Source organism: Streptomyces sp. NPDC048269 (assembly GCF_040652395.1).
Taxonomy (GTDB): Bacteria; Actinomycetota; Actinomycetes; order Streptomycetales; family Streptomycetaceae; genus Streptomyces.
The window spans coordinates 22,617-41,282 of the sequence record NZ_JBEZLW010000028.1; the positions used below are offsets into that span (position 1 = coordinate 22,617).

12 protein-coding genes and 1 pseudogene are annotated in these 18,666 nt (G+C 72.6%); 5 read left to right on the top strand and 8 right to left on the bottom strand.

Annotation, left to right across the window (positions count from 1 at the left end; all coding sequences use genetic code 11):
- Nucleotides 1–106: 106 nt before the first annotated feature.
- Entirely contained in the window at nucleotides 107–3,670 is a 3,564-nt protein-coding gene (locus AB0D48_RS25635) for a S8 family serine peptidase (RefSeq protein ID WP_362401361.1), read from the bottom strand.
- Between the two features lie 173 nt (nucleotides 3,671–3,843).
- On the opposite strand from AB0D48_RS25635, the gene AB0D48_RS25640 reads away from it, so the two are divergent.
- The 3 genes from AB0D48_RS25640 (at nucleotide 3,844) to AB0D48_RS25650 (ending at nucleotide 7,510) form a co-directional block, all read left to right on the top strand.
- Entirely contained in the window at nucleotides 3,844–5,331 is a 1,488-nt protein-coding gene (locus AB0D48_RS25640; RefSeq protein WP_362401365.1) for an MFS transporter, read from the top strand.
- 43 nt (nucleotides 5,332–5,374) lie between these two features.
- Nucleotides 5,375–5,773, top strand: a complete 399-nt coding sequence (locus AB0D48_RS25645; RefSeq protein WP_362401368.1) for a DUF6629 family protein — start codon at nucleotides 5,375–5,377, stop codon at nucleotides 5,771–5,773.
- A gap of 90 nt (nucleotides 5,774–5,863) precedes the next feature.
- The gene (locus AB0D48_RS25650; RefSeq protein ID WP_362401371.1) at nucleotides 5,864–7,510 is read left to right on the top strand and encodes a GMC oxidoreductase; all 1,647 of its coding nucleotides are present in this window, start codon (nucleotides 5,864–5,866) and stop codon (nucleotides 7,508–7,510) included.
- A gap of 61 nt (nucleotides 7,511–7,571) precedes the next feature.
- Here the strand turns inward: AB0D48_RS25650 and AB0D48_RS25655 are convergent, their stop codons facing one another.
- The 5 genes from AB0D48_RS25655 to AB0D48_RS25675 are packed head-to-tail and all read right to left on the bottom strand — an operon-like array spanning nucleotide 7,572 to nucleotide 11,639.
- A complete protein-coding gene (locus AB0D48_RS25655) occupies nucleotides 7,572–8,051 on the bottom strand; it encodes a carboxymuconolactone decarboxylase family protein (RefSeq protein WP_362401373.1) in 480 nt (159 codons plus the stop codon).
- Complete coding sequence (locus AB0D48_RS25660) at nucleotides 8,048–9,130, bottom strand: dihydrodipicolinate reductase (protein ID WP_362401376.1); 1,083 nt, start codon at nucleotides 9,128–9,130, stop codon at nucleotides 8,048–8,050. Before AB0D48_RS25660 ends, AB0D48_RS25655 begins: the two co-directional genes overlap by 4 nt.
- Before the next feature lie 55 nt (nucleotides 9,131–9,185).
- A complete protein-coding gene (locus tag AB0D48_RS25665) occupies nucleotides 9,186–9,341 on the bottom strand; it encodes a DUF6126 family protein (RefSeq protein WP_362401379.1) in 156 nt (51 codons plus the stop codon).
- Nucleotides 9,342–9,367: 26 nt separating this feature from the next.
- A complete protein-coding gene (locus AB0D48_RS25670) occupies nucleotides 9,368–10,045 on the bottom strand; it encodes a helix-turn-helix domain-containing protein (RefSeq protein ID WP_362401382.1) in 678 nt (225 codons plus the stop codon).
- Nucleotides 10,046–10,103: 58 nt separating this feature from the next.
- Nucleotides 10,104–11,639 (bottom strand): ATP-dependent DNA ligase, encoded by a 1,536-nt coding sequence (locus tag AB0D48_RS25675; protein WP_362401385.1) that lies wholly within the window; start codon nucleotides 11,637–11,639, stop codon nucleotides 10,104–10,106.
- Nucleotides 11,640–11,827: 188 nt separating this feature from the next.
- On the opposite strand from AB0D48_RS25675, the gene AB0D48_RS25680 reads away from it, so the two are divergent.
- Together AB0D48_RS25680 and AB0D48_RS25685 are read left to right on the top strand one after the other, a co-directional pair.
- A complete protein-coding gene (locus tag AB0D48_RS25680; protein WP_362401388.1) occupies nucleotides 11,828–14,551 on the top strand; it encodes an alpha/beta fold hydrolase in 2,724 nt (907 codons plus the stop codon).
- Nucleotides 14,548–15,438, top strand: coding sequence for an ABC transporter permease (locus AB0D48_RS25685; protein ID WP_362401391.1), 891 nt, complete (start codon nucleotides 14,548–14,550; stop codon nucleotides 15,436–15,438). The genes AB0D48_RS25680 and AB0D48_RS25685 overlap by 4 nt, the downstream gene beginning before the upstream one ends.
- 36 nt (nucleotides 15,439–15,474) lie before the next feature.
- Here AB0D48_RS25685 and AB0D48_RS25690 read toward each other — a convergent pair.
- Together AB0D48_RS25690 and AB0D48_RS25695 are read right to left on the bottom strand one after the other, a co-directional pair.
- Nucleotides 15,475–16,625 (bottom strand): annotated as a pseudogene (locus AB0D48_RS25690) (aldo/keto reductase).
- Between the two features lie 98 nt (nucleotides 16,626–16,723).
- A complete protein-coding gene (locus tag AB0D48_RS25695; protein ID WP_362401395.1) occupies nucleotides 16,724–18,592 on the bottom strand; it encodes a beta-galactosidase family protein in 1,869 nt (622 codons plus the stop codon).
- Nucleotides 18,593–18,666 lie beyond the last annotated feature (74 nt).

Sequence of the window (18,666 nt, forward strand, 5' to 3'; positions counted from 1 at the left end):
CCGAATGCCCGGGCCCGTCCCGGGAAGTCCAGGTGACACGGCCGGCTCGAGAGGCCCGAAAGGGCGGGGCGCACCGTCCGGCGCCCCGCCCCTTCGACCCGTCCGGTCAGTTCTTGTCGGGGCGGTCCGTCACGCGCAGGGTGTTCAGCAGGGGCTTGCCGAACCCGGTGTGCGTGACGAAGCGGACGTTCAGCACCCCGTCCGTCACCGTGACCGTGTACGTACGGGTCAGAGCCGTGTACGTGCCCGCCTCCAGGGAGACGTCGAGGGAGGGCAGGACCTGGCTGCCCTCGGCCAGGACGTCGAAGACGCGCTTGTTCGGCTTGGTGGAGGAGAGCTCCGCGAAGCCCAGCTCCACGGTGTAGGTCCCGTTCGGCACGTTGTCGAAGCGGTACTCGTACATGCCCTCACGGGCGTTGCGGAACAGCCGCTGGTCGTCCGTACCGGCGATGGTGCGGCCCGTGGACTGGACGGAGCCGTTGCCCTGGTAGCCGTAGGAGCCCGCCGTGTACTTGCGGTCCGGGGACCAGCCGTCGCCCAGCGCGTCCGTGCTCGCGTATCCGGAGCCCGCGTCGAGGGCGACCTGGTAGCGCGGGACGACCACCTTGACCGGGACGGTGAGCACGGGCGTACGGCCGCTCGCCGACGCGATCTTCAGGTCCGCCGTCAGGACTGACCCCGGGGTCAGTCCGGCCGTGTCCACCGCGAGGGTGAGCGCGGTCTTGCCGCCCGTCGGAAGACTGCCGCTCCCGGGTGTGGCCGTCAGCCAGGCCGCGTCCTCGGTCACCGTGAAGGCCGTGCCGAGTCCGGGGTTGGTCAGGTCCAGGGTCCGGGTCCGCTCCTGGTCCGCCGGGAGGACGACCTCCACGGAGGGCCGGGAGGCCGTGACCCTGCCGGTGCGCAGCGACTGGGTGACCGCCGTGACGTCGGCCGCCTTGACGTCGACCGTCACCTGTGCGGATTCGTACTGCGGCGCGGCGAGTGAGACGGCCCGCGAGCCGGACGGGCTCTGGACGACGTAGCCGCCGTCCGCCGCGGTGGTCGCGGAGACGGCGGAGTCGCCCGTGCCGACGGTCACCGTGGCGCCTGCGACGCCGTTGCCGTCGTTGGCGTCGAGGACCCGGCCCGCCACGACACCGCTCTTCGTGGTGCGGAAGGCGATGGACAGGCCGTCCGTGATGACCGGGGTGTTGAAGGAGTACTTGAAGGCATCGGTGCCGGTGGCGTTCTCCACGCCGACCGTGGCCGTGGACCCGCCCTTGATGCCGGTGCCGCCCGTCCCCTTGTAGGAGTACGAGACGGTGCCGTCCTCGCCGATCGCCGCGGCGAAGGAGAACTTCTCGGCCTGCGCCGACCAGTGGGAGACCTCGCGCCACTCGATCACGTAGGCGCGGTGCGGGGCGGTGCCGGTGACGGCGGTGAAGACGCCGGATCCGCTGCCCGCCGCGCCGACGACCAGGTCGTCCCAGAAGGGGTAGAGCGCGGCGTTCGGGGTGGCCGCGCTCGGCAGGTCCCCGTTGACGTCGGCGGTGTTGTTGCCGCCGAAACTGATGGTGCCGTTGGTGCCGATCCAGGCCTGGCCGTACGTCTTGCCGTACAGCGGGAGCGGGAAGGGGAGGTCCACGCGCTCGGTGGTGTTGTCGCCGGTCAGCGCGAGCTGTCGGCTGCCCTGGGTGTACGGACGGCCGTTCGCGGTGGCGCAGGCGTAGCCGTAGCCGTCGGTGCGCTCGGGCAGGGTGACGGCGACGGTGGTGTCGCCGGTGACGGTGGCCTTGGCCGTGCCTCCGGTGACGCAGCGGGAGGAGTGCGTGGCGTTCACGTCGTAGGTGCCGTGCGGCAGGGTGACCTCGAAGCGGCCCTGTGCGTCGGCGGTCGCGGTCACCGGCGTGTCCGCAATGGTGACGGAGGCGCCCGCCGCCGGTCCGGTGGCGGAGGAGACCGTGCCGGTGAGCTTGCCGGAAGCAGCCTGGGTGAGGGTGAAGTCGCCGGTGGCGGTCGCGTTCTCGGCGACCGCCACGGTCGCGCTCTGCGTCCCGTAGCCGAACTTGGCGGCGGTCACGCCGTAGTCGCCCACCGAGAGGGCGGCGAACTTGTAGGTGCCGTCGGCCGCGGTGGTCGTCGTACGGTCGATCGGACCGTCGGCGGTCACCTTGGCGCCCGCCACGGGCTCGCCGCCGGCGGAGCGGACGGTGCCGGCGAGCGCGCCTATCGCGCCGCGCGGGGCGGCGTTCACGGCGGCGAGGGCGTCGAGCCTGCCCTCGCCGAAGACGTTGTTGTCGGCGGCGGTGCCGCCGCACTGACCGCTGTCGGTGTCCTGGGCGGTGCCGTCCAGGAGCGATTCGGTCTGCGCGATGTCGCCTTCGAGGGCGGGCGCGGCGGACCAGAGCAGCGCCACGGCCGCCGCGGTGTGCGGCGAGGCCATGGAGGTGCCGGAGAAGGCCTCGTACCCGCCGCCGGGGACGGAGGAGCGCACGTTCACGCCGGGGGCGGCGATGTTCGGCTTGATGATGCCGCCGGGGCCCGCGCCCCGCGAGGAGAACGACGCGATGGCGTTGTTGATGTCGAAGGCACCGGAGCTGTAGGAGCTCGCGTAGTCGCCGGGTGAGCCGCTGGTGGCGCAGTTCGGCCCGGAGTTGCCGTTGGAGAAGGCCGGGAAGATGCCGGCGGCCCGCCAGGTGTCGACGATCTGCTGGTACCAGTCGTCGTGCGCGGCGCTGCCCCAGGAGTTGTTCACGATGTGCGGGGCGAGGTCGGGGCGCGGGTTCTGGCCGCTCGGATCTGTCGGGGCGACGATCCACTGGCCGGAGGCGAGCAGGGAGGCCTCGGAGCAGGAGCTGGTCTCGCAGCCCTTGGCCGCGATCCACTTGGCCCCCGGGGCGACGCCGATCTTGTTGGCGCCGCCGTCGTCGCCGACCATCGTGCCCATGGTGTGGGTGCCGTGGTCGTTGTTGTCGCACGGAGCCGCCGCGGCGCAGACCCCCGCGGGGTCGAACCAGTTGTAGGCGTGGGTGTAGGTGCCGTCCGCGTTCTTGCCGCGGTACTGGTTGTTGACGGCCGGGTGGGTGTAGTCCACCCCGCTGTCGATGTTGGCGACGACGATGCCCTCGCCCCGTACCCCGGCCTGCTCCCAGACCTGGGGCGCCTTGATGCGGTCGATGTTCCACTCGACGGCGTCGGCCGCGGCCCGCTCCCGCTTGCCCTCGGCGGGTTTGGGCAGGTCGACCTTGTCGTCGGCGTCGATCCGGGACACCTCGGGACGCTGCGCGAGGGTGCCGGCGAGCTTCTCGCTGCCGACGACGCGGACGGCGTTCACGATCCAGTACGAGGTGTACTCGGCCTTGGCGCCGTCGAGGGCCTTGACCAGCTCGGCCTGGCTGCGCGCGGCGTGGTCCTTCTTGGCGCGGAGTACGGTCTCGGCCTTGGCGGCGCGGGTCTGCTGCTTCGCCGCGGCGCTGAGGTCGGCGGCGCTGTCGAGGTAGACCCAGAACACGGCCTTGGCGGAGTCGTCGAGCTGGGCGCGGAGCTTCGGTTCGATCTTGCGCTCGGCCGCGCTCGGGGCGGGGCCGGGTTCGGGCGCGGCGGCGGCGACGCCCGCGCCGAGGGGGAGGAGCAGGACCGAGGTGAGGGCGGCGAGCGCCGCGCGTAAGGGTCGCCTGTCGGGTTGGGCCACGTGTGATCTCCTCGTACACCGGGTGCGGGTTGTGCGGGAAAGACGTGCGGGATGTGCGCGGGTCATGGTGATTGAGTGCCATGTTCATTACAAGAGGGCCTAATGAGCCGCGTTCCGCCCCCGGGTCCCCGTGTCCGCTGGCCCTTCCCCGCCTCCGGGGCCAGCCTGAAAGCATGACCGCACCCGCCGAACCGCCCGAGCCGGCTGTCCCGCTCGCGTCCGCGCGGGGCCGGTGGATCCTGCTGACCACCGTGCTCGGGTCGAGCATGGCCCTGCTGGACTCGACGGTGGTCAACGTCGCCCTCCCGCGCATCGGGCAGGACCTGGGCGCCGACCTGGCCGTGCTCCAATGGACGGTGAACGCCTATCTGCTGACCCTGGCCGGACTGATCCTGGTCGGCGGCGCGCTCGGCGACCGTTTCGGGCGACGGCGGGTCTTCGTACTGGGTGTCGCGTGGTTCGCGGTGGGCTCGCTGTTGTGCGGAATCGCGCCGAACGCGGGGGTCCTGATCGGCGCCCGGGCCCTGCAGGGCATCGGCGGGGCCCTGCTGACCCCCGGCTCCCTCGCGCTGATCCAGGGCTCGATCCGCCCCGGGGACCGGGGCCGGGCGGTGGGCCTGTGGTCGGGGCTGGGCGGGGTCGGGGCGGCCGTGGGGCCGTTCCTGGGCGGCTGGCTGGTGGACGGGCCCGGCTGGCGCTGGGTGTTCCTGCTGAACGTGCCGCTGGCCGCGCTGTGCATCCCGGTTGCGCTGCGCCACGTACCCGAATCTCGGGATCCGCACGCGCACGGGCGGTTCGACGTGCTCGGCGCCGTGCTGGGCGCGGGGTCGCTGGCGCTGCTCACCTACGCGCTGATCGAGGCGCGGTCGGCTGCCGCGCCGGTGGCCGCCGCAGCCGTGGGCGGCGTACTGATGGGCGTCGCGTTCGTCTACGTCGAGCGCCGGCGGGCCGATCCGATGGTGCCGCCGTCGATCTTCGCCTCGCGGCAGTTCACGGCCGTCAATCTGGTCACCCTGTGCGTCTACGCGGCCTTCAGCGGCTTCTTCTTCCTCGTCGTGCTCCAGCTCCAGGTGGTGTCCGGGTACTCAGCGCTGGCAGCCGGGGCCGCGCTGCTGCCGACGACCGTGCTGATGCTGCTGCTGTCGGCCCGCTCGGGGGAGCTCGGGGAGCGGATCGGCCCGCGGATCCCGCTGACCGTGGGGCCGCTGCTGTGCGCCGCCGGGACGCTGCTGATGCTGCGCGTGGGACCGCACGCCCCGTACGCGACGGACGTGCTGCCCGCGATGGTGGTGATGGGCATGGGCATGGTGACCCTGGTGGCCCCGCTGACGGCGACCGTACTGGCCTCCGTCGACCCCGGCCGGGCGGGGCTGGCCAGCGGCATCAACAACGCCGCGGCGCGGGCGGCCGGGCTGCTCGCGGTGGCGGCGCTGCCCCTGCTGGCCGGGATGGGCCCGGAGGCGTACCGCTCGGCGGACGAATTCGACGCGGCTTTCGGTCGGGCCATGCCCTGGTGTGCGGCGGTGCTGGTGGTCGGGGCGGCCGTGGCCTGGGCGACCGTACGGACCCCCTCGCCCGGGGCGCCCCACCCACAGTGCCGTACCCAGTGTGCGATGACCGCTCCGCCGCTCGAACCGCCGCGAGAGGAGAGCGCACCGTGACCGGGAATCGCGGGCGGCGGCCGGGGCACCCCACTGCTCGGCGGTGCAGCAGCGCGCGGCCGCGCAGGCGGTCCGGCGCCGTCTGTGGGGGCCGGTGGCCGTCGGCCTCGCCACCGGCGCGGTCCTCTCGCACGCCCTCGCGACCCGGCCGGTGACCGCGGAGCTCCGCGGCCGGGCGGTCGGCTACGGCGTGGACGTCCCTGACGCCCCACTCGTCGTGACGGGCTACCTCTTCGCCACCCTCGGCGCCCTGCTGCTCGCGGGCGACCGGCGGCTGCGGCTGCTCGGGGCCGCGATGACCGCCGGGGCCGTGCTCTGCGCGGCCCTGTGGAGGCTTGAATTCGCCTCCACCTGGTGCGCGTTCGCCGCGGCCGCGTCCTTGCTGGTCCTGGGCCGGGCGGGCCGCCAGGAGCCCTCCGGTTCTGTGCCGCGACCGGCCTGAAGTTGCCAAGTTACCTAGAGGTATGTAGTGACTTCACACGCCCCTAGCAGTAGAACTCGTTCTCATTCAGCCAAGAGTGAGGAACGTCACATGAGCACAAATGGCGTGCCCAGCAACGGTCCCAATGGATTCACCCGTCGCGGATTCCTCGCAAGAACAGGTTCTATTATGGGGGCGGTCGCCCTCTCCGCCCACGTCACCTCCACTTCCACGGCGCAGGCCGCCACCGCAACCGCCCCGATCGGCGACGGGGCCCGCGTCCCGGTCCTGGTGATCGGCACCGGATACGGCGGATCCGTCGCCGCCCTGCGCCTGGCCCAGGCCGGCGTCGACGTGCACATGGTCGAGATGGGCATGGCCTGGGACACCCCCGGCAGCGACGGCAAGATCTTCGCCCACACCACCAATCCGGACTACCGCTCCTACTGGCTCCGCACCAAGACCAAGGCGCCGCTCAGCAACTTCCTCGGATTCCCGATCGACAAGACCGTCCCCAAGTACACGGGCATCCTGGACGCCGAGGAGATGGGCGGCATCATCGTCTACCAGGGCCGAGGTGTCGGCGGCGGCTCGCTCGTCAACGGCGGCATGGCCGTCACTCCGAAGCGGCAGAACTTCAGTTCCGTGCTGCCCTCGGTGAACGCCGACGAGATGTACGACACCTACTACCCCCGGGCCAATGCCGGACTGGGCGTCGGCCTCATCGACCCGGCCTGGTTCGACACCGTCGCCTGCTACCAGTACGCCCGCGTCGGCCGCAAGCACGCCCAGCGCTCCGGCTTCCCCTTCGTCTTCGTCCCCGACGTGTACGACTGGGACTACATGAAGCAGGAGGCGGCCGGCACCGTCCCCAAGTCCGCGGTCGACGGCGAGATCCTCTACGGGAACAACTACGGCAAGAAATCGCTCCAGCAGACCTACCTCGCTGCGGCCAGGGCCACCGGCAAGGTCACCATCTCCCCCCTCCACCAGGTCACCTCGGTCGCCCCGGCCTCCGGCGGCGGCTACACCGTCAGCATCAGCCGGCTGGGCACCGACGGCGCCGTCACGGCGACGAAGACCGTCACCTCCGACCGGGTGTTCTTCGCGGCCGGCAGCGTCGGCACCAGCAAGCTGCTCGTCAAGCTGAAGGCCACCGGCGTCCTGGCGAACCTGAACGACGAGATCGGCAAGGGCTGGGGCGACAACGGCAACGTCATGTGCGGCCGCGCCAACCACATGTGGGACGCGACGGGCAAGGTGCAGGCCTCGATCCCGTGCGGCGGCATCGACAACTGGGAGGCGGGCGGCGCCTTCGCCGAGGTGGCGCCGCTCCCGACCGGGATCGAGACCTACGCGTCCTTCTACCTCTCCATCACCAAGAACCCGCACCGCGCCCGGTTCTCCTGGAACGCGGCGGCCGGCAAGGTCGAACTCGACTGGCAGACGGCGTGGAAGCAGCCGTCCATCGACATGGCCAGAACCATCTTCGACAAGATCAACTCGAAGGAGGGGACGATCTACCGCACCGATCTCTTCGGCACCAACAAGATCTGGGGCGACCACCTCACCTACCACCCGCTCGGCGGCGCCGTGCTGAACAAGGCCACCGACAACTACGGGCGCCTGCACGGCTACACCGGCCTGTACGTGATCGACGGCGCGCTCATCCCCGGCAACACCAGCGTCAACCCGTTCGTCACCATCACGGCCCTCGCCGAGCGCAATATCGAGAAGATCATCGCCACCGACCTGTAGTCAGGGCCGGGCACACCGAAAGCCGGGGCCGATCGGATCACCGAACGGCCCCGGATCCACGTCAGTGACCCGGCAGCATGCACACGCTGTCGAGGCCGAGCACGTGGTTGAGCCGGCCGAATGCCAGCCAGGAGCCGATGCTCATCGTCAGTTCCACGATCTCCAGCTGGCTGTAGTGCGCGGTCATCCGGTCCCAGAACTCGTCGTCGAGTCCGTGGTGGTCGAGGGTGTACCGCTCGGCGTACTCCGCCGCCAGCCGGGTGCGGTCGTCGAAGGCCTGCGTCGTGCGCCACTCGGTCACCGCGTCGGAGAACGCCTCCTCGACCTTCTCCCCCTCCCGTTCGGTGCGCCAGTCCAGGCAGAAGACGCACCCGTTGATCTGCGCGACGCGCAGCCGGGCGGCCTCGAACTCGCGCAGGCCGAGGGTGGTGTGGGCGTACACCGACAGGGAGAAGTTGGCGGCGGCCATGCCGATGCCGGGGACCATGTCGCCCCACACGTACTCGATCGGGTGCTGGCCTTCGGGGATGTCGATCCTCATGACTGTTTCCTTCCGAGTCTGCCGACGGCGGGGCGCAGCGGGACGTCCAGGGCGTCGTAGAGGCCGGGTTCCGCCTCGGTGAGCCAGTCGATGGCGCTCACCAGGCGCCCGACGGCGGTGGCGTTGCCGCCGGCGGAGCGGTTCTCGCCCTCGTCGGTGGCCTCGATGGTGACCTCGATGCGGGGGCGGCCTTCGATGACGACCCGGTGGGCGCCGTCGCCGCCGGCGGGCGGCGACGGCCAGTCCGGAGCGCAGGAGGCGTGAATGCGGGTGACGTGCTCGATGATGATGCGGGGCTCTCCCTCGACGATGCCCTCTACCTCGAAGCGGATCGCCCCCTGGGTGCCGGCCGCGAACACGCCCATCGTCCTGGTGGTCACGGTGGTGTCGAGCGCGCGCCGGGCCGACGTCTCGCGGATCTCGTCGAGTTCGACCCCGAGGGCCCGGGCCATCATGCGTATCTGGCCGCCCCACACCATGGTCGGGACCGAGGGCATGAGCATCATCGGCTCGTAGTCCATGGGCTGGCCCATGCCGACGAGGTAGCGGACCGAGTCCGGCTGGTCGTAGGTGGAGTAGTCGAATATCTCCTGGCAGCGGATGGCGTCGACGGTGGTACCGAGTCCGCTGAGCAGGAGCGGGAGCACGTCGTTGCCCCAGCCGGGGTCGACGCCTGAGGCGAACAGCGAGCCGCCGCCCTCCGCGATGGCGGCCAGCACCGGATCGCGGAACTCCGGCGGTGCGCTGCGGTGGTCGTAGAGCGGGTAGAGCGCGGGGCTGACGACCACCGCGCCGGACCGGATCGCCCGGGTGATGTCGGTGAGGGCGTCGTCGGGGCGGATGTCCCCGGAGGCCGCGTACACCACGGCCCGCGGGCGAGCGGCCAGCACGGCCTCGATGTCGTCGGTGGCCTCGACCCCCAACGAGTGGCCGAGCTGCCCGAGTTCACCCGCGTCGCGGCCGACCTTGGCTGGATTGTGGACGATGACTGCGGTGAGCTTCAGCGCGGGATGGGCCTCGACGGCGCGGATGGCCAAACGGCCGACGTTGCCGGTGCCCCAGACAACCGTGGAAATCATGCGCGGAGGGTAGCTACAGGACCTGCACCTTTCCAGAGCCGTGCGGGCCGCGGCGTCACTGGTTGCCGGCGCCCAGGACGAAGAGGAGATAGACGAAGAAGGCGAAGAGGTGGCCGACGAACAAGTAGGCGATCAGCCGGATCACCAGACCGCGCGGGAACTTCGATTCGATGCGCGCCCGTATGGTCACGGGGTTCTCTCCTTGGGACATGGGTACGGCTCCTCGGCTGACTGCGGCTACGGGTGGTGCGTGGAGGTGGTGGTTCCGCCGAGGCACAGCCCGGCGAGGCTGCTCTGCAGCAGGGTGTGGACGAACAGCAGGTCGGCTCCGCCCCCGGACGACGCGCCGATCCGGTGCGGGGTGAGCGAGTCGAAGTGCGCGCTGTCCCCCGGCTCCAGCAGGTACTCGGCCTCCCCCAGATGCAGCCGCAGCCGCCCGCCCAGGACGTACAGCCATTCCTCGCCGGGATGTACGCGGACCAGCTCGCCCTGGCTGCGGCCCTGCGGGACGTGCACGCGCAGCGCCTGCATCCCGCGCCCGGATCCCCCGGCCTGCCAGTACGTCCACCCGTCGGCCTCGCGGGCGCCCGGGCCGCCGGCCCGTACGATGGGATCGGCGACGGCGGGGGTCTCGCCGAGCAGCTCGGAGACGGTCGTACCGTAGGTGCGGGCGAGCGCGAGCAGCAGGGGCAGCGAGGGCTGGCGCCGGCCGGTCTCCAGCCGGGACAGGTGGGCGGGTGAGAGCCGGGCCCGGGCGGCGGCGGCCTCCAGGGTGAGTCCTGCGCGGCGGCGCAGGTCCCGCAGCTGCGGTGCCACGGCGGGCAGCGCGTCGGCGGGGACGGCCGCGGCTTCGGCGGCGGCCGCGTCTTCAGGGCCGGCCGCGTCTTCGGAGCCGGGAGCAGGACCGGGTGTCATGCCCCGATTGAGCCAGAAAATTGCCCTCCTGGCAAAGCAACTTGCCTCTGAGGCAAATTCATCCTGCGCCGCCCTGTTCCAGCACCGTCTCCACCGTGTCGGCCTGGTCCGCGCTCTTGTCCGGGCGGTGCCGCAGCACCCGCGCGAAGCGCAGCGCCACCCCGGCCGGGTACCGCGGGGAACGCTGGAGGCCGTCGTAGGCGATCTCCACGACCAGTTCCGGCCGCACCCGGACGGTGAAGCCGTCGTCCGAGGTCGCGAGCGCGCGCAGCGCCCCGGTCTGCCAGCGCAGCATCTCGTCGGTGAGCCCCTTGAAGGTCTTGCCGAGCATCGCGTACGTCCCGTCGGCGGCCCGCGCGCCCAGGTGCAGGTTGGACAGCAGCCCGGTGCGCCGTCCGTGGCCCCATTCGGCGGCGAGGACGACCAGGTCGAGGGTGTGCACCGGTTTCACCTTGAGCCAGTTCTTGCCGCGCCGGCCCGCCGCGTAGGCGGAGTCGAGGCTTTTGACCATCACCCCCTCGTGGCCGCGGCGCAGGGTCTCGGCCCAGAACTCCTCGGCCTCGGCGGCCTGTTCCCGCACGTCCTCGACCTCGAGGCGGCGGACCCGGGCATGCTCGGGCACGAGCGCGGCGAGGGTCTCGTACCGCGCGCGGACCGGGAGGTCGAGCAGTACCTCGTCCCCGGCGACCAGCACGTCGAAGAAGAAGGGGACCACCGCGAGCGTCCGCCGGGCGGCCTCCACGTCGATGCGGGAGCCGACCCGGCTCGCGATCTCCTGGAAGGGGACCGGGCGGCCGTCCGCGGCCCGGCCGATGACCTCTCCGTCGAGGACGAACCGTTCCCCCGGAAGCGACCGGGCCAGCTCGGCCACCTCCGGCAGCCGGGCGGTGATCTCGTCCAGGGAGCGCGTGTACACCCGTACCTCGCCCCCCTCGCGGTGGACCTGGACCCGGATCCCGTCCAGCTTCTCCTCCACCGCGCAGGGGCCGAGCGCGGCCAGGGCCTCTGCGACCGACTTGGCGGTGCTCGCCAGCATGGGCTGTACGGGCTGCCCCACGCGCAGGGTGACGCCCTGCAGCGCCCGCGCCCCCTCGGCGAGGACGGCAGCGGCCACCCGGGGCAGGGACCCGTCGAGCATCACGGCACGGCGCAGGTCGGCGGCCGGTACGCCGGCGGCCGCGGCCACGCCCTCCAGGGCCACCGCGTCGAGGGCTCCCTGGCGCACCTCCCCGGACAGCAGGCTGCGCAGGAAGCGCTGCTCGGCCTCGGTCGCCGCGCCGAGCAGCCCGTGCAGGATCCGGCGGCGCCGCTCCTGCGATCCCGCGCCCGTGACGGTGGCGAACTCCGTGACCGCCTCGTCGACGGCCCGGACGGTCAGTGCGGGCTCCCGTGCCGGTTCCACGTCCTGCGCGAGCACGCGCCAGCCGATGCCCGGACGGCCCTGCGGAAGGCGCCCGGCCAGGTAGGAGATCACCAGCGCCGCCTCCTCCGGGGGCGCGGCGGCGAAGAGCTCCGCGAGCAGGGCGGTCTTCCGGGACCGGGCGGAGGTGTCGGCGACCTCCCGGGAAACGCGCGCGACCTCGGCCAGCAGCATGCCGCCATCCTCCCGCTCCGCGGCGCGCCGCGCAGAGCGGGAGAGCCGGCCGTGCACACCGCGGGTGCACCGGGCCGCCGCATACCGCGGGTGCGGTACGGGGCGCGGCCCGCGTACTCCTCGGGAAGGTGGGGACATCCCCCTGCGGGCGCTCGGGCTCGGGGGCACCTGGCGTTTAGGGTTCCCGTATGAAGCTCCGACTGCCCAGGCGTCGCCGGGACCGGCTGCTCGCCGGCGCTGCCGCGCTCGCCGTCGTCGCGGGAGCCGGCACGTCGTTGGCGGCGGCCGCGGCCGACGCCGGCGACGCGCCCGCCGTGCACCGCCAGGACACCGTGCTGGACGTGCCCGACGCCTCGATCGACACCTCGTACTTCACGGCCGGCGGCGGGGACGGTGCGGGGAGGAAACGTCCCGCCGTGCTCCTCGGGCACGGTTTCGGCGGCAGCAAGGACGATGTGCGCGCGCAGGCCGAGCGGCTGGCCCGCGACGGGTACGCCGTCCTGACCTGGTCGGCGCGCGGCTTCGGCCGCTCCGGCGGCCGGATCGGGCTGAACGACCCTGAGTACGAGGTCAGGGACGTCTCCCGGCTCATCGACTGGCTCGCCACCCGGCCCGAGGTGCAGCTGGACGCGGACGGCGACCCGCGCGTCGGCGTGTCCGGTGCCTCCTACGGCGGCGCGGTCTCCCTGCTCGCGGCCGGGTACGACCGGCGGGTGGACGCGATCGCCCCGCAGATCACCTACTGGAACCTGGCTGACTCCCTCTTCCCCAACGGCGTCTTCAAGAAGCTCTGGGCGGGTGTCTTCTTCACCACCGGCTCGTCCGGCGGCATGCAGCCCGCCCCGCCGGGACCACAGGCACCCGACCCGCAAGCGGCCCCCGGCTGCGGGCGGTTCCAGCCGGAGCTCTGCTCCATGTACGAGCGGGTCGCGGTCGCCGGTAAGCCCGACGCCGAGGCCCGCGCGCTGCTGGAGCAGCGCAGTCCGTCGGCCGTAGGGGCCCGTATCAAGGTGCCGACCCTCATCGTGCAGGGCCAGGACGACTCCCTCTTCCCGCTCGACCAGGCCGACGCCATGGCCAAGGCGATCGCGGCGAACGGCGCGCCCGTCTCGGTGGACTGGGCGGCCGGCGGGCACGACGGGGGCATGCGCGAGGCAGGCCGGGCCGAGGCCCGGGTCGCGGCCTGGTTCGACCGTTACCTCAAGGGGGACGAGGGCGCCGACACCGGCCCGGCGTTCCGCGTCTCGCGATCCGGTGGCATCGACTCCACCGACGGCCAGGTGCAAATGCGCGGCGCGAGCGGCGAGCGGTACCCCGGGCTCACCTCCCGCCCCGAGCGGTTCGCGCTGGCCGGCCGTGAGCAGAGCTTCGCCAATCCGGCGGGCGGCGCGCCCCCCGCCCTGTCCTCGCTGCCCGGCATCGGCGGGCAGCTCGCCGCCTTCGGAGCGGGGCTCTCGCTGGACTTCCCGGGGCAGAACGCCCGCTTCGAGTCGGAGCCGCTGGCCGAGGGCGTACGGATCACCGGGACGCCGACCGTCACCCTGAAGGTGAGGTCGACGGCCGCGGACGGCTCGGCCGTGCTGTTCGGCAAGGTGTACGACGTCGGGCCCGACGGCCGCCAGCAGGTGCTGCCGAGTCAGCTGGTCGCCCCGGTGCGGGTGGAGGACGCGCAGCAGGGCAGGTCCGTCGAGTTGCGGCTGCCCGCGATCGACCACGCCGTCGAGGCCGGCCACCGGCTGCGGCTGGTGGTCGCGGCGACCGATCTCGGCTACGCGACCCCGGCGGCACCGGCCACCTACACGGTCTCGGCACAGAGCCCCCTGGCCGTCCCCGTCGCCGCGGACGTAAGGACCGCCTCGGCCGGGCTGCCCGCCTGGACGTGGGGGCTGCCGCTGGGGGCGGCGCTGCTGGCCGCGGCGCTGCTGGGGATCCGGCGGACCGGCCGGGGGCCCGCGGGGGCGCGGGGCGGCGTACCGCAGCCGGACGCCGCGCTGGCCGGCGTACCGCTGGAGATCACCGGACTGACGAAGCGTTACGCGAAGGCGGAGGACCGGTACGCGGTGCGGGACCTGTCGTTCCGGGTGGAGAGGGGGCAGGTGCTGGGGCTGCTCGGGCCCAACGGTGCGGGGAAGACCACCACCCTGCGGATGCTGATGGGGCTGATCTCGCCGGACGCCGGGGAGATCCGGGTGTTCGGGCACGCGGTGCGGGCAGGGGCGCCGGTGCTGTCGCGGGTCGGGGCCTTCGTGGAGGGTGCGGGATTCCTGCCGCACCTGACGGGCCGGGCGAACCTGGAGCTGTACTGGCAGGCCACCGGCCGCCCGGCCGGGGACTCGCACATGACGGAGGCCTTGGAGATCGCGGGGCTCGGCGACGCGCTGGAGCGCGCGGTGCGCACGTACTCGCAGGGCATGCGGCAGCGCCTGGCGATCGCGCAGGCCATGCTGGGGATGCCGGACCTGCTGATCCTCGACGAGCCGACGAACGGTCTGGACCCGCCGCAGATCCGGGAGATGCGGGACGTGATGATCCGCTACGCGGCGGGCGGGCGGACGGTCATCGTCTCCAGCCACCTGCTGTCGGAGGTGGAGCAGTCCTGTACGCACCTGGTGGTCATGGACCGCGGCAGGCTGGTGCAGGCGGGCGAGGTCGCGGAGATCACCGGCGGCGGGGACACCCTGCTGGTGACGCTGGCGGAGCCGGTGGACGAGACGACCGTCGAGAAGGTCGCGGCGCTGGAGGGAGTCGGTTCCGTGGTGTCCGCCGATGACGGGCTCCTCGTCCGGCTCGAAGGCGCTACGGCCGCCGGGCTGATCGCCGAACTCGTACGGCTGGAGGTGCCGGTGGCCGGAGTGGGACCGCACCGCCGGCTGGAGGACGCGTTCCTCACCCTGATCGGAGGTTCGGCATGAGCACGGTGGAGGCGGACGTCGTACGGGACGTCGCACAAGAGGTGGCCACGGGTTACCGGGCGAGCCGTACCCTGCCGCTGCGCGTGGAGGCGTCGCGGCAGTGGCGTCGGCGGCGGACGCTGGTGATGGGCGGCGTGCTGGCCGCGCTGCCCTTCATCCTGATCATCGCGTTCGCGGTGGGCGGCGGCCCCGGGAGCCGCAGCGGCGGAGACGGCCGGATCACCCTCATCGACACGGCGACGGCCTCGGGCGCGAACTTCGCCGCCACGTGCTTGTTCGTGTCCGCGGGCTTCCTGCTGGTGGTGCCGGTGGCGCTGTTCTGCGGGGACACGGTCGCCTCGGAGGCGAGCTGGTCCTCGCTGCGCTATCTGCTGGCCTCGCCGGTACCGCGGGCGCGGCTGCTGTGGAGCAAGCTGGTGGTGGCGCTCGGCTTCAGCCTGGCGGCGATGGTGCTGCTGCCGGTGGTCGCGCTGGCGGCGGGCACGGCCGCGTACGGGTGGGGGCCGCTGAAGCTCCCGACGGGTGGCGCGCTGCCCGTCGCGGACACGGTGCCGCGGCTCGCGCTGGCGGTCGCCGTCGTCTTCGTGTCGCAGCTGGTGACGGCGGGACTGGCGTTCTGGCTGTCCACGCGGACGGACGCGCCGCTGGGCGCGGTGGGCGGCGCGGTCGGGCTGACGATCGTCGGGAACGTGCTGGACGCGGTCACCGCGCTCGGGTCGTGGCGCGAGTTCCTGCCGGCACACTGGCAGTTCGCGTGGGCGGACGCCTTGCAGCCGCAGCTGGAGTGGGGCGGGATGGTCAAGGGGGCGGCGGTGTCGGTGTCGTACGCGGTGGTGCTGTTCGCCCTCGCCTTCCGGGGGTTCTCCCGCAAGGACATCACCTCCTGAGGGGAGGCGCTCCGAGCGGAAGTACCCCGGGCGGGTTCAGGACAGTACGCGGACGGGTGAGCCGTCGAGGAACGCCTGGATGTCCTCGACGGCTTCGCCGTAGTACGTGGCGTAGTTGGCCCGGGTCACGTAGCCGAGGTGCGGGGTCGCCGGCAGGCGGGGGGCGCTGCGCAGGGGGTGCGCCGCGGGCAGCGGCTCGACGTCGAACACGTCGATGCCGCTCGTGTCTTCACCGGTCACGCGGTGGCGCCCGGTGCGATCGCGTCGATCTCGGCGAGGAGTTCGGCCTCCAGCGGGCGGTCGGCGACGGCCGCGTTGGCACGTACCTGTTCCACCGAGGTGGCTCCGGCGATGACGGAGGCACAGCCGGGCTGCGCGGAGAGCCAGCCGATGGCGAGTTCGAGGACGCTGCGGCCGTGCTTCTCGGCGAGGGTGGCCAGCGCTTCGACCACGTCGAGCCGCTCCTCGGTGAGGTACGCGTCGCGGCCTTCGAGGCGGGAGCCCGGCGGAACGGGTGCGCCCCGCCGGATCTTGCCGGTCAGGAGGCCGTTGGCGAGCGGGAAGTACGGGAGCACGCCGACGCCGTAGTGGAGTGCGGCCGGAACGAGCTCGCGCTCGGCCGACCGCTCCAGCAGCGACCACTGGTTCTGCGCGGACACGAAGGGCACCGAGCCGGTCTCGCGGGCGACGTGGGCGGCTTCGGCGAGCTGCCAGCCGGTGAGGTTGGAGTGGCCGATGTAGCGGATCTTGCCCTCGGCGACGAGTTCGGTGAGCGCGGCCAGGGTCTCGGCGATGGGGGTGGCCGGGTCGGGGCTGTGCAGCTGGTAGAGGTCGATGTGGTCGGTGCCGAGGCGGCGCAGGGACTCCTCGACGGCCCGCCGGATGTAGGCACGGCCGCCGCGGGAGCCGGCGGCGGGCCCGTACTTCATGTCCATGCCGGCGAAACCGAACTTGGTGGCGAGGACGACCTGGTCCCGGCGGCCCTTGAGGGCCTGCCCGAGGTGGCTCTCGGAGCCGCCGAGGCCGCCGTAGATATCGGCGGTGTCGAGGAGGGTGATGCCCGCGTCGAGGGCGGCGTCGACGACGGCGCGGGTGGCCTGGGCGTCGAGTCGGCCGCCGAAGTTGTTGCAGCCGAGCCCGACGGCGGAGACCTGAAGACCCGAACTGCCCAGGGAGAGATAGCGCATGTGTTTCCTGCCTCCGCTTTGGTGCGATGCCTGACCGGCCGTCGGGGATCAGTGTAGGAGGCACCGGCCGGGCGTTGTCCGTGGAAGGGGATCCTCTGTCATTGCAGGGTGACGACCGTGGGGCGGCCGAGGTCGGGCTGGTCGCGCAACGGCAGTTCGGTGCCGGGACGCTCCAGTTCGAGGACGATGATCTCGTTGGTCCCGTTCTTGCCCGTGCGCCAGAGGGGGCCGGGCGCGTAGAGGGTGCGCTGCGGGCCGCGCGGGGTGTCGTGGTGGCCGAGGAGGAAGCCGTTCAGCCAGACCAGGCCGGTGCCCCAGCCGGACATGTCCAGGAAGGCGTCGCCCGGTGCGCCGGTGAGGGTGTGGGTGAAGCGGTGGAAGACCGGGTGGCCGGCGTGGGTCCCGGTGCGGGCTTCGGCAGGGGCTTGGGCACGGGCTTGGGCACGGCCTCCGGCAGGGGCCTCGCCGTCGTCGGCGTCCACGGCGAAGTCGAGTCCGGTGAGGTCCGTGAGCGGCAGCGGGCGGATCTCCCACTCGAACAGCTGCTGGTGGCCGTGGCGTACGCCGCGCCAGATGCCCTTGCGGTCGTCGAGGAGCGGCCCGTAGTTGACCCGGCCCTGGGCCCGGACGAGGAGGTCGAGGACCACGCCGGCCTCTCCGACGGGCAGGTCCAGCCCCTCGTCAGGGGCGTTGCGGTCGAGTACGCCCAGCGGCACTCCGTCGGCGAAGACGTACGCGCGGTCGCCGAGGCCGTCGATCTTGACGGGCATCGCGGGGCGCGGGCCGGTGACGGTGGTGCGGTAGTGGATCATCCCGTGGCTCTGGCCGAGCCGCTCCATCGGCTCGGGAGCCGGGCGCAGCACCGGGGGCCCGCCGAGAACTTCGAGGGCGGCCAGCAGTCGCGCGGTGCCCGCGGGGGTGGCGAGGGCGGGGGTGATGCGCGGCTGCGGCTCGGGCAGCGGTCCGTCGGGCAGCTGCACGTACGTGCCAATGACCTCGCGGAACGCGTGGAACTTGGGGGTGAGTTCACCCGCCTCGCCGATGGGCGCGTCGTAGTCGTAACTGGTGACCGTGGGCTGGTAGCCGGGCTCTCCGGGGCGGGAACCGGTGTGGTTGGCCCCCGCCCAGAAGCCGAAGTTGGTGCCGCCGTGGGCCATGTAGAGGTTGACGGAGGCACCGGTGGCGAGGAGTTCGTCGAGCGAGTCGGCGGCGTCCTCGACGGCGCGGACGTGGTGGTCCTCGCCCCAGTGGTCGAACCAGCCGATCCAGAATTCCATCGCGGCGAGCGGGCCGGTCCGCTGGTAGCGGCGCAGGACGTCGAGGCGTTCGGCGGGCCGGGCGCCGAAGGTGGCGGTCGCGAGCCGGCCGGGCAGCATACCACCCTGGAGCATGGCGTCCTCAGGGCCGTCGGCGGTGAACAGCAGGCAGTCGACGCCGCGTTCGACGAGAGCCTGCTCCACGTGGGCGCGGTAGCGGGTGTCGTTGCCGTACGAGCCGTACTCGTTCTCGATCTGTACGGCGACCACCGGGCCGCCGCGGCTCGCCAGCAGGGGCAGCAGCTCGGGGACGACGAGGTCGAACCAGCCGTCCACCTCGGCCTGGAAGCGCGGGTCGGAGCAGCGCAGGTGGAGGCCGTCGACCGCGAGGAGACGGGCGGGCAGGCCGCCGAAGTCCCATTCGGCGCAGATGTAGGGGCCGGGGCGGACGATGGCGTCAAGCCCGACGTCCTGGGCGGTGCGCAGGAACCGGCCGAGGTCGCGCCAGCCGGTGAAGTCGGCCTTGCCGGGGGCGGTCTCGTGGAAGTTCCAGGGGACGTAGGTGTCCACGGTGTTCGCACCCATCGCGCGCAGCCGCTTCAGCCGGTCCTCCCACAGGGCCGGATGGATCCGGAAGTAGTGCATGGCCCCCGAGACGATGCGGTGGGGGCGGTCTGCTCGGCGGAATCCGTCCTGGTCGTGCGTGAGCATGCGCTGACTCCCGAGAGAGGTCGAGATGCTGCCGTGAGGTGCGGGACTCCGCCGAATATATGAACGCATCGACC

Bases quoted from the DNA above. Each gene is read 5' to 3' on its own strand.
- AB0D48_RS25640 (WP_362401365.1), top strand. From the start codon at position 3,844: ATGACCGCACCCGCCGAACCGCCCGAGCCGGCTGTCCCGCTCGCGTCC.
- AB0D48_RS25650 (WP_362401371.1), top strand. From the start codon at position 5,864: ATGAGCACAAATGGCGTGCCCAGCAACGGTCCCAATGGATTCACCCGT.
- AB0D48_RS25655 (WP_362401373.1), bottom strand. From the start codon at position 8,051: ATGAGGATCGACATCCCCGAAGGCCAGCACCCGATCGAGTACGTGTGG.
- AB0D48_RS25660 (WP_362401376.1), bottom strand. From the start codon at position 9,130: ATGATTTCCACGGTTGTCTGGGGCACCGGCAACGTCGGCCGTTTGGCC.
- AB0D48_RS25665 (WP_362401379.1), bottom strand. From the start codon at position 9,341: ATGTCCCAAGGAGAGAACCCCGTGACCATACGGGCGCGCATCGAATCG.
- AB0D48_RS25670 (WP_362401382.1), bottom strand. From the start codon at position 10,045: ATGACACCCGGTCCTGCTCCCGGCTCCGAAGACGCGGCCGGCCCTGAA.
- AB0D48_RS25675 (WP_362401385.1), bottom strand. From the start codon at position 11,639: ATGCTGCTGGCCGAGGTCGCGCGCGTTTCCCGGGAGGTCGCCGACACC.
- AB0D48_RS25680 (WP_362401388.1), top strand. From the start codon at position 11,828: ATGAAGCTCCGACTGCCCAGGCGTCGCCGGGACCGGCTGCTCGCCGGC.
- AB0D48_RS25685 (WP_362401391.1), top strand. From the start codon at position 14,548: ATGAGCACGGTGGAGGCGGACGTCGTACGGGACGTCGCACAAGAGGTG.
- AB0D48_RS25695 (WP_362401395.1), bottom strand. From the start codon at position 18,592: ATGCTCACGCACGACCAGGACGGATTCCGCCGAGCAGACCGCCCCCAC.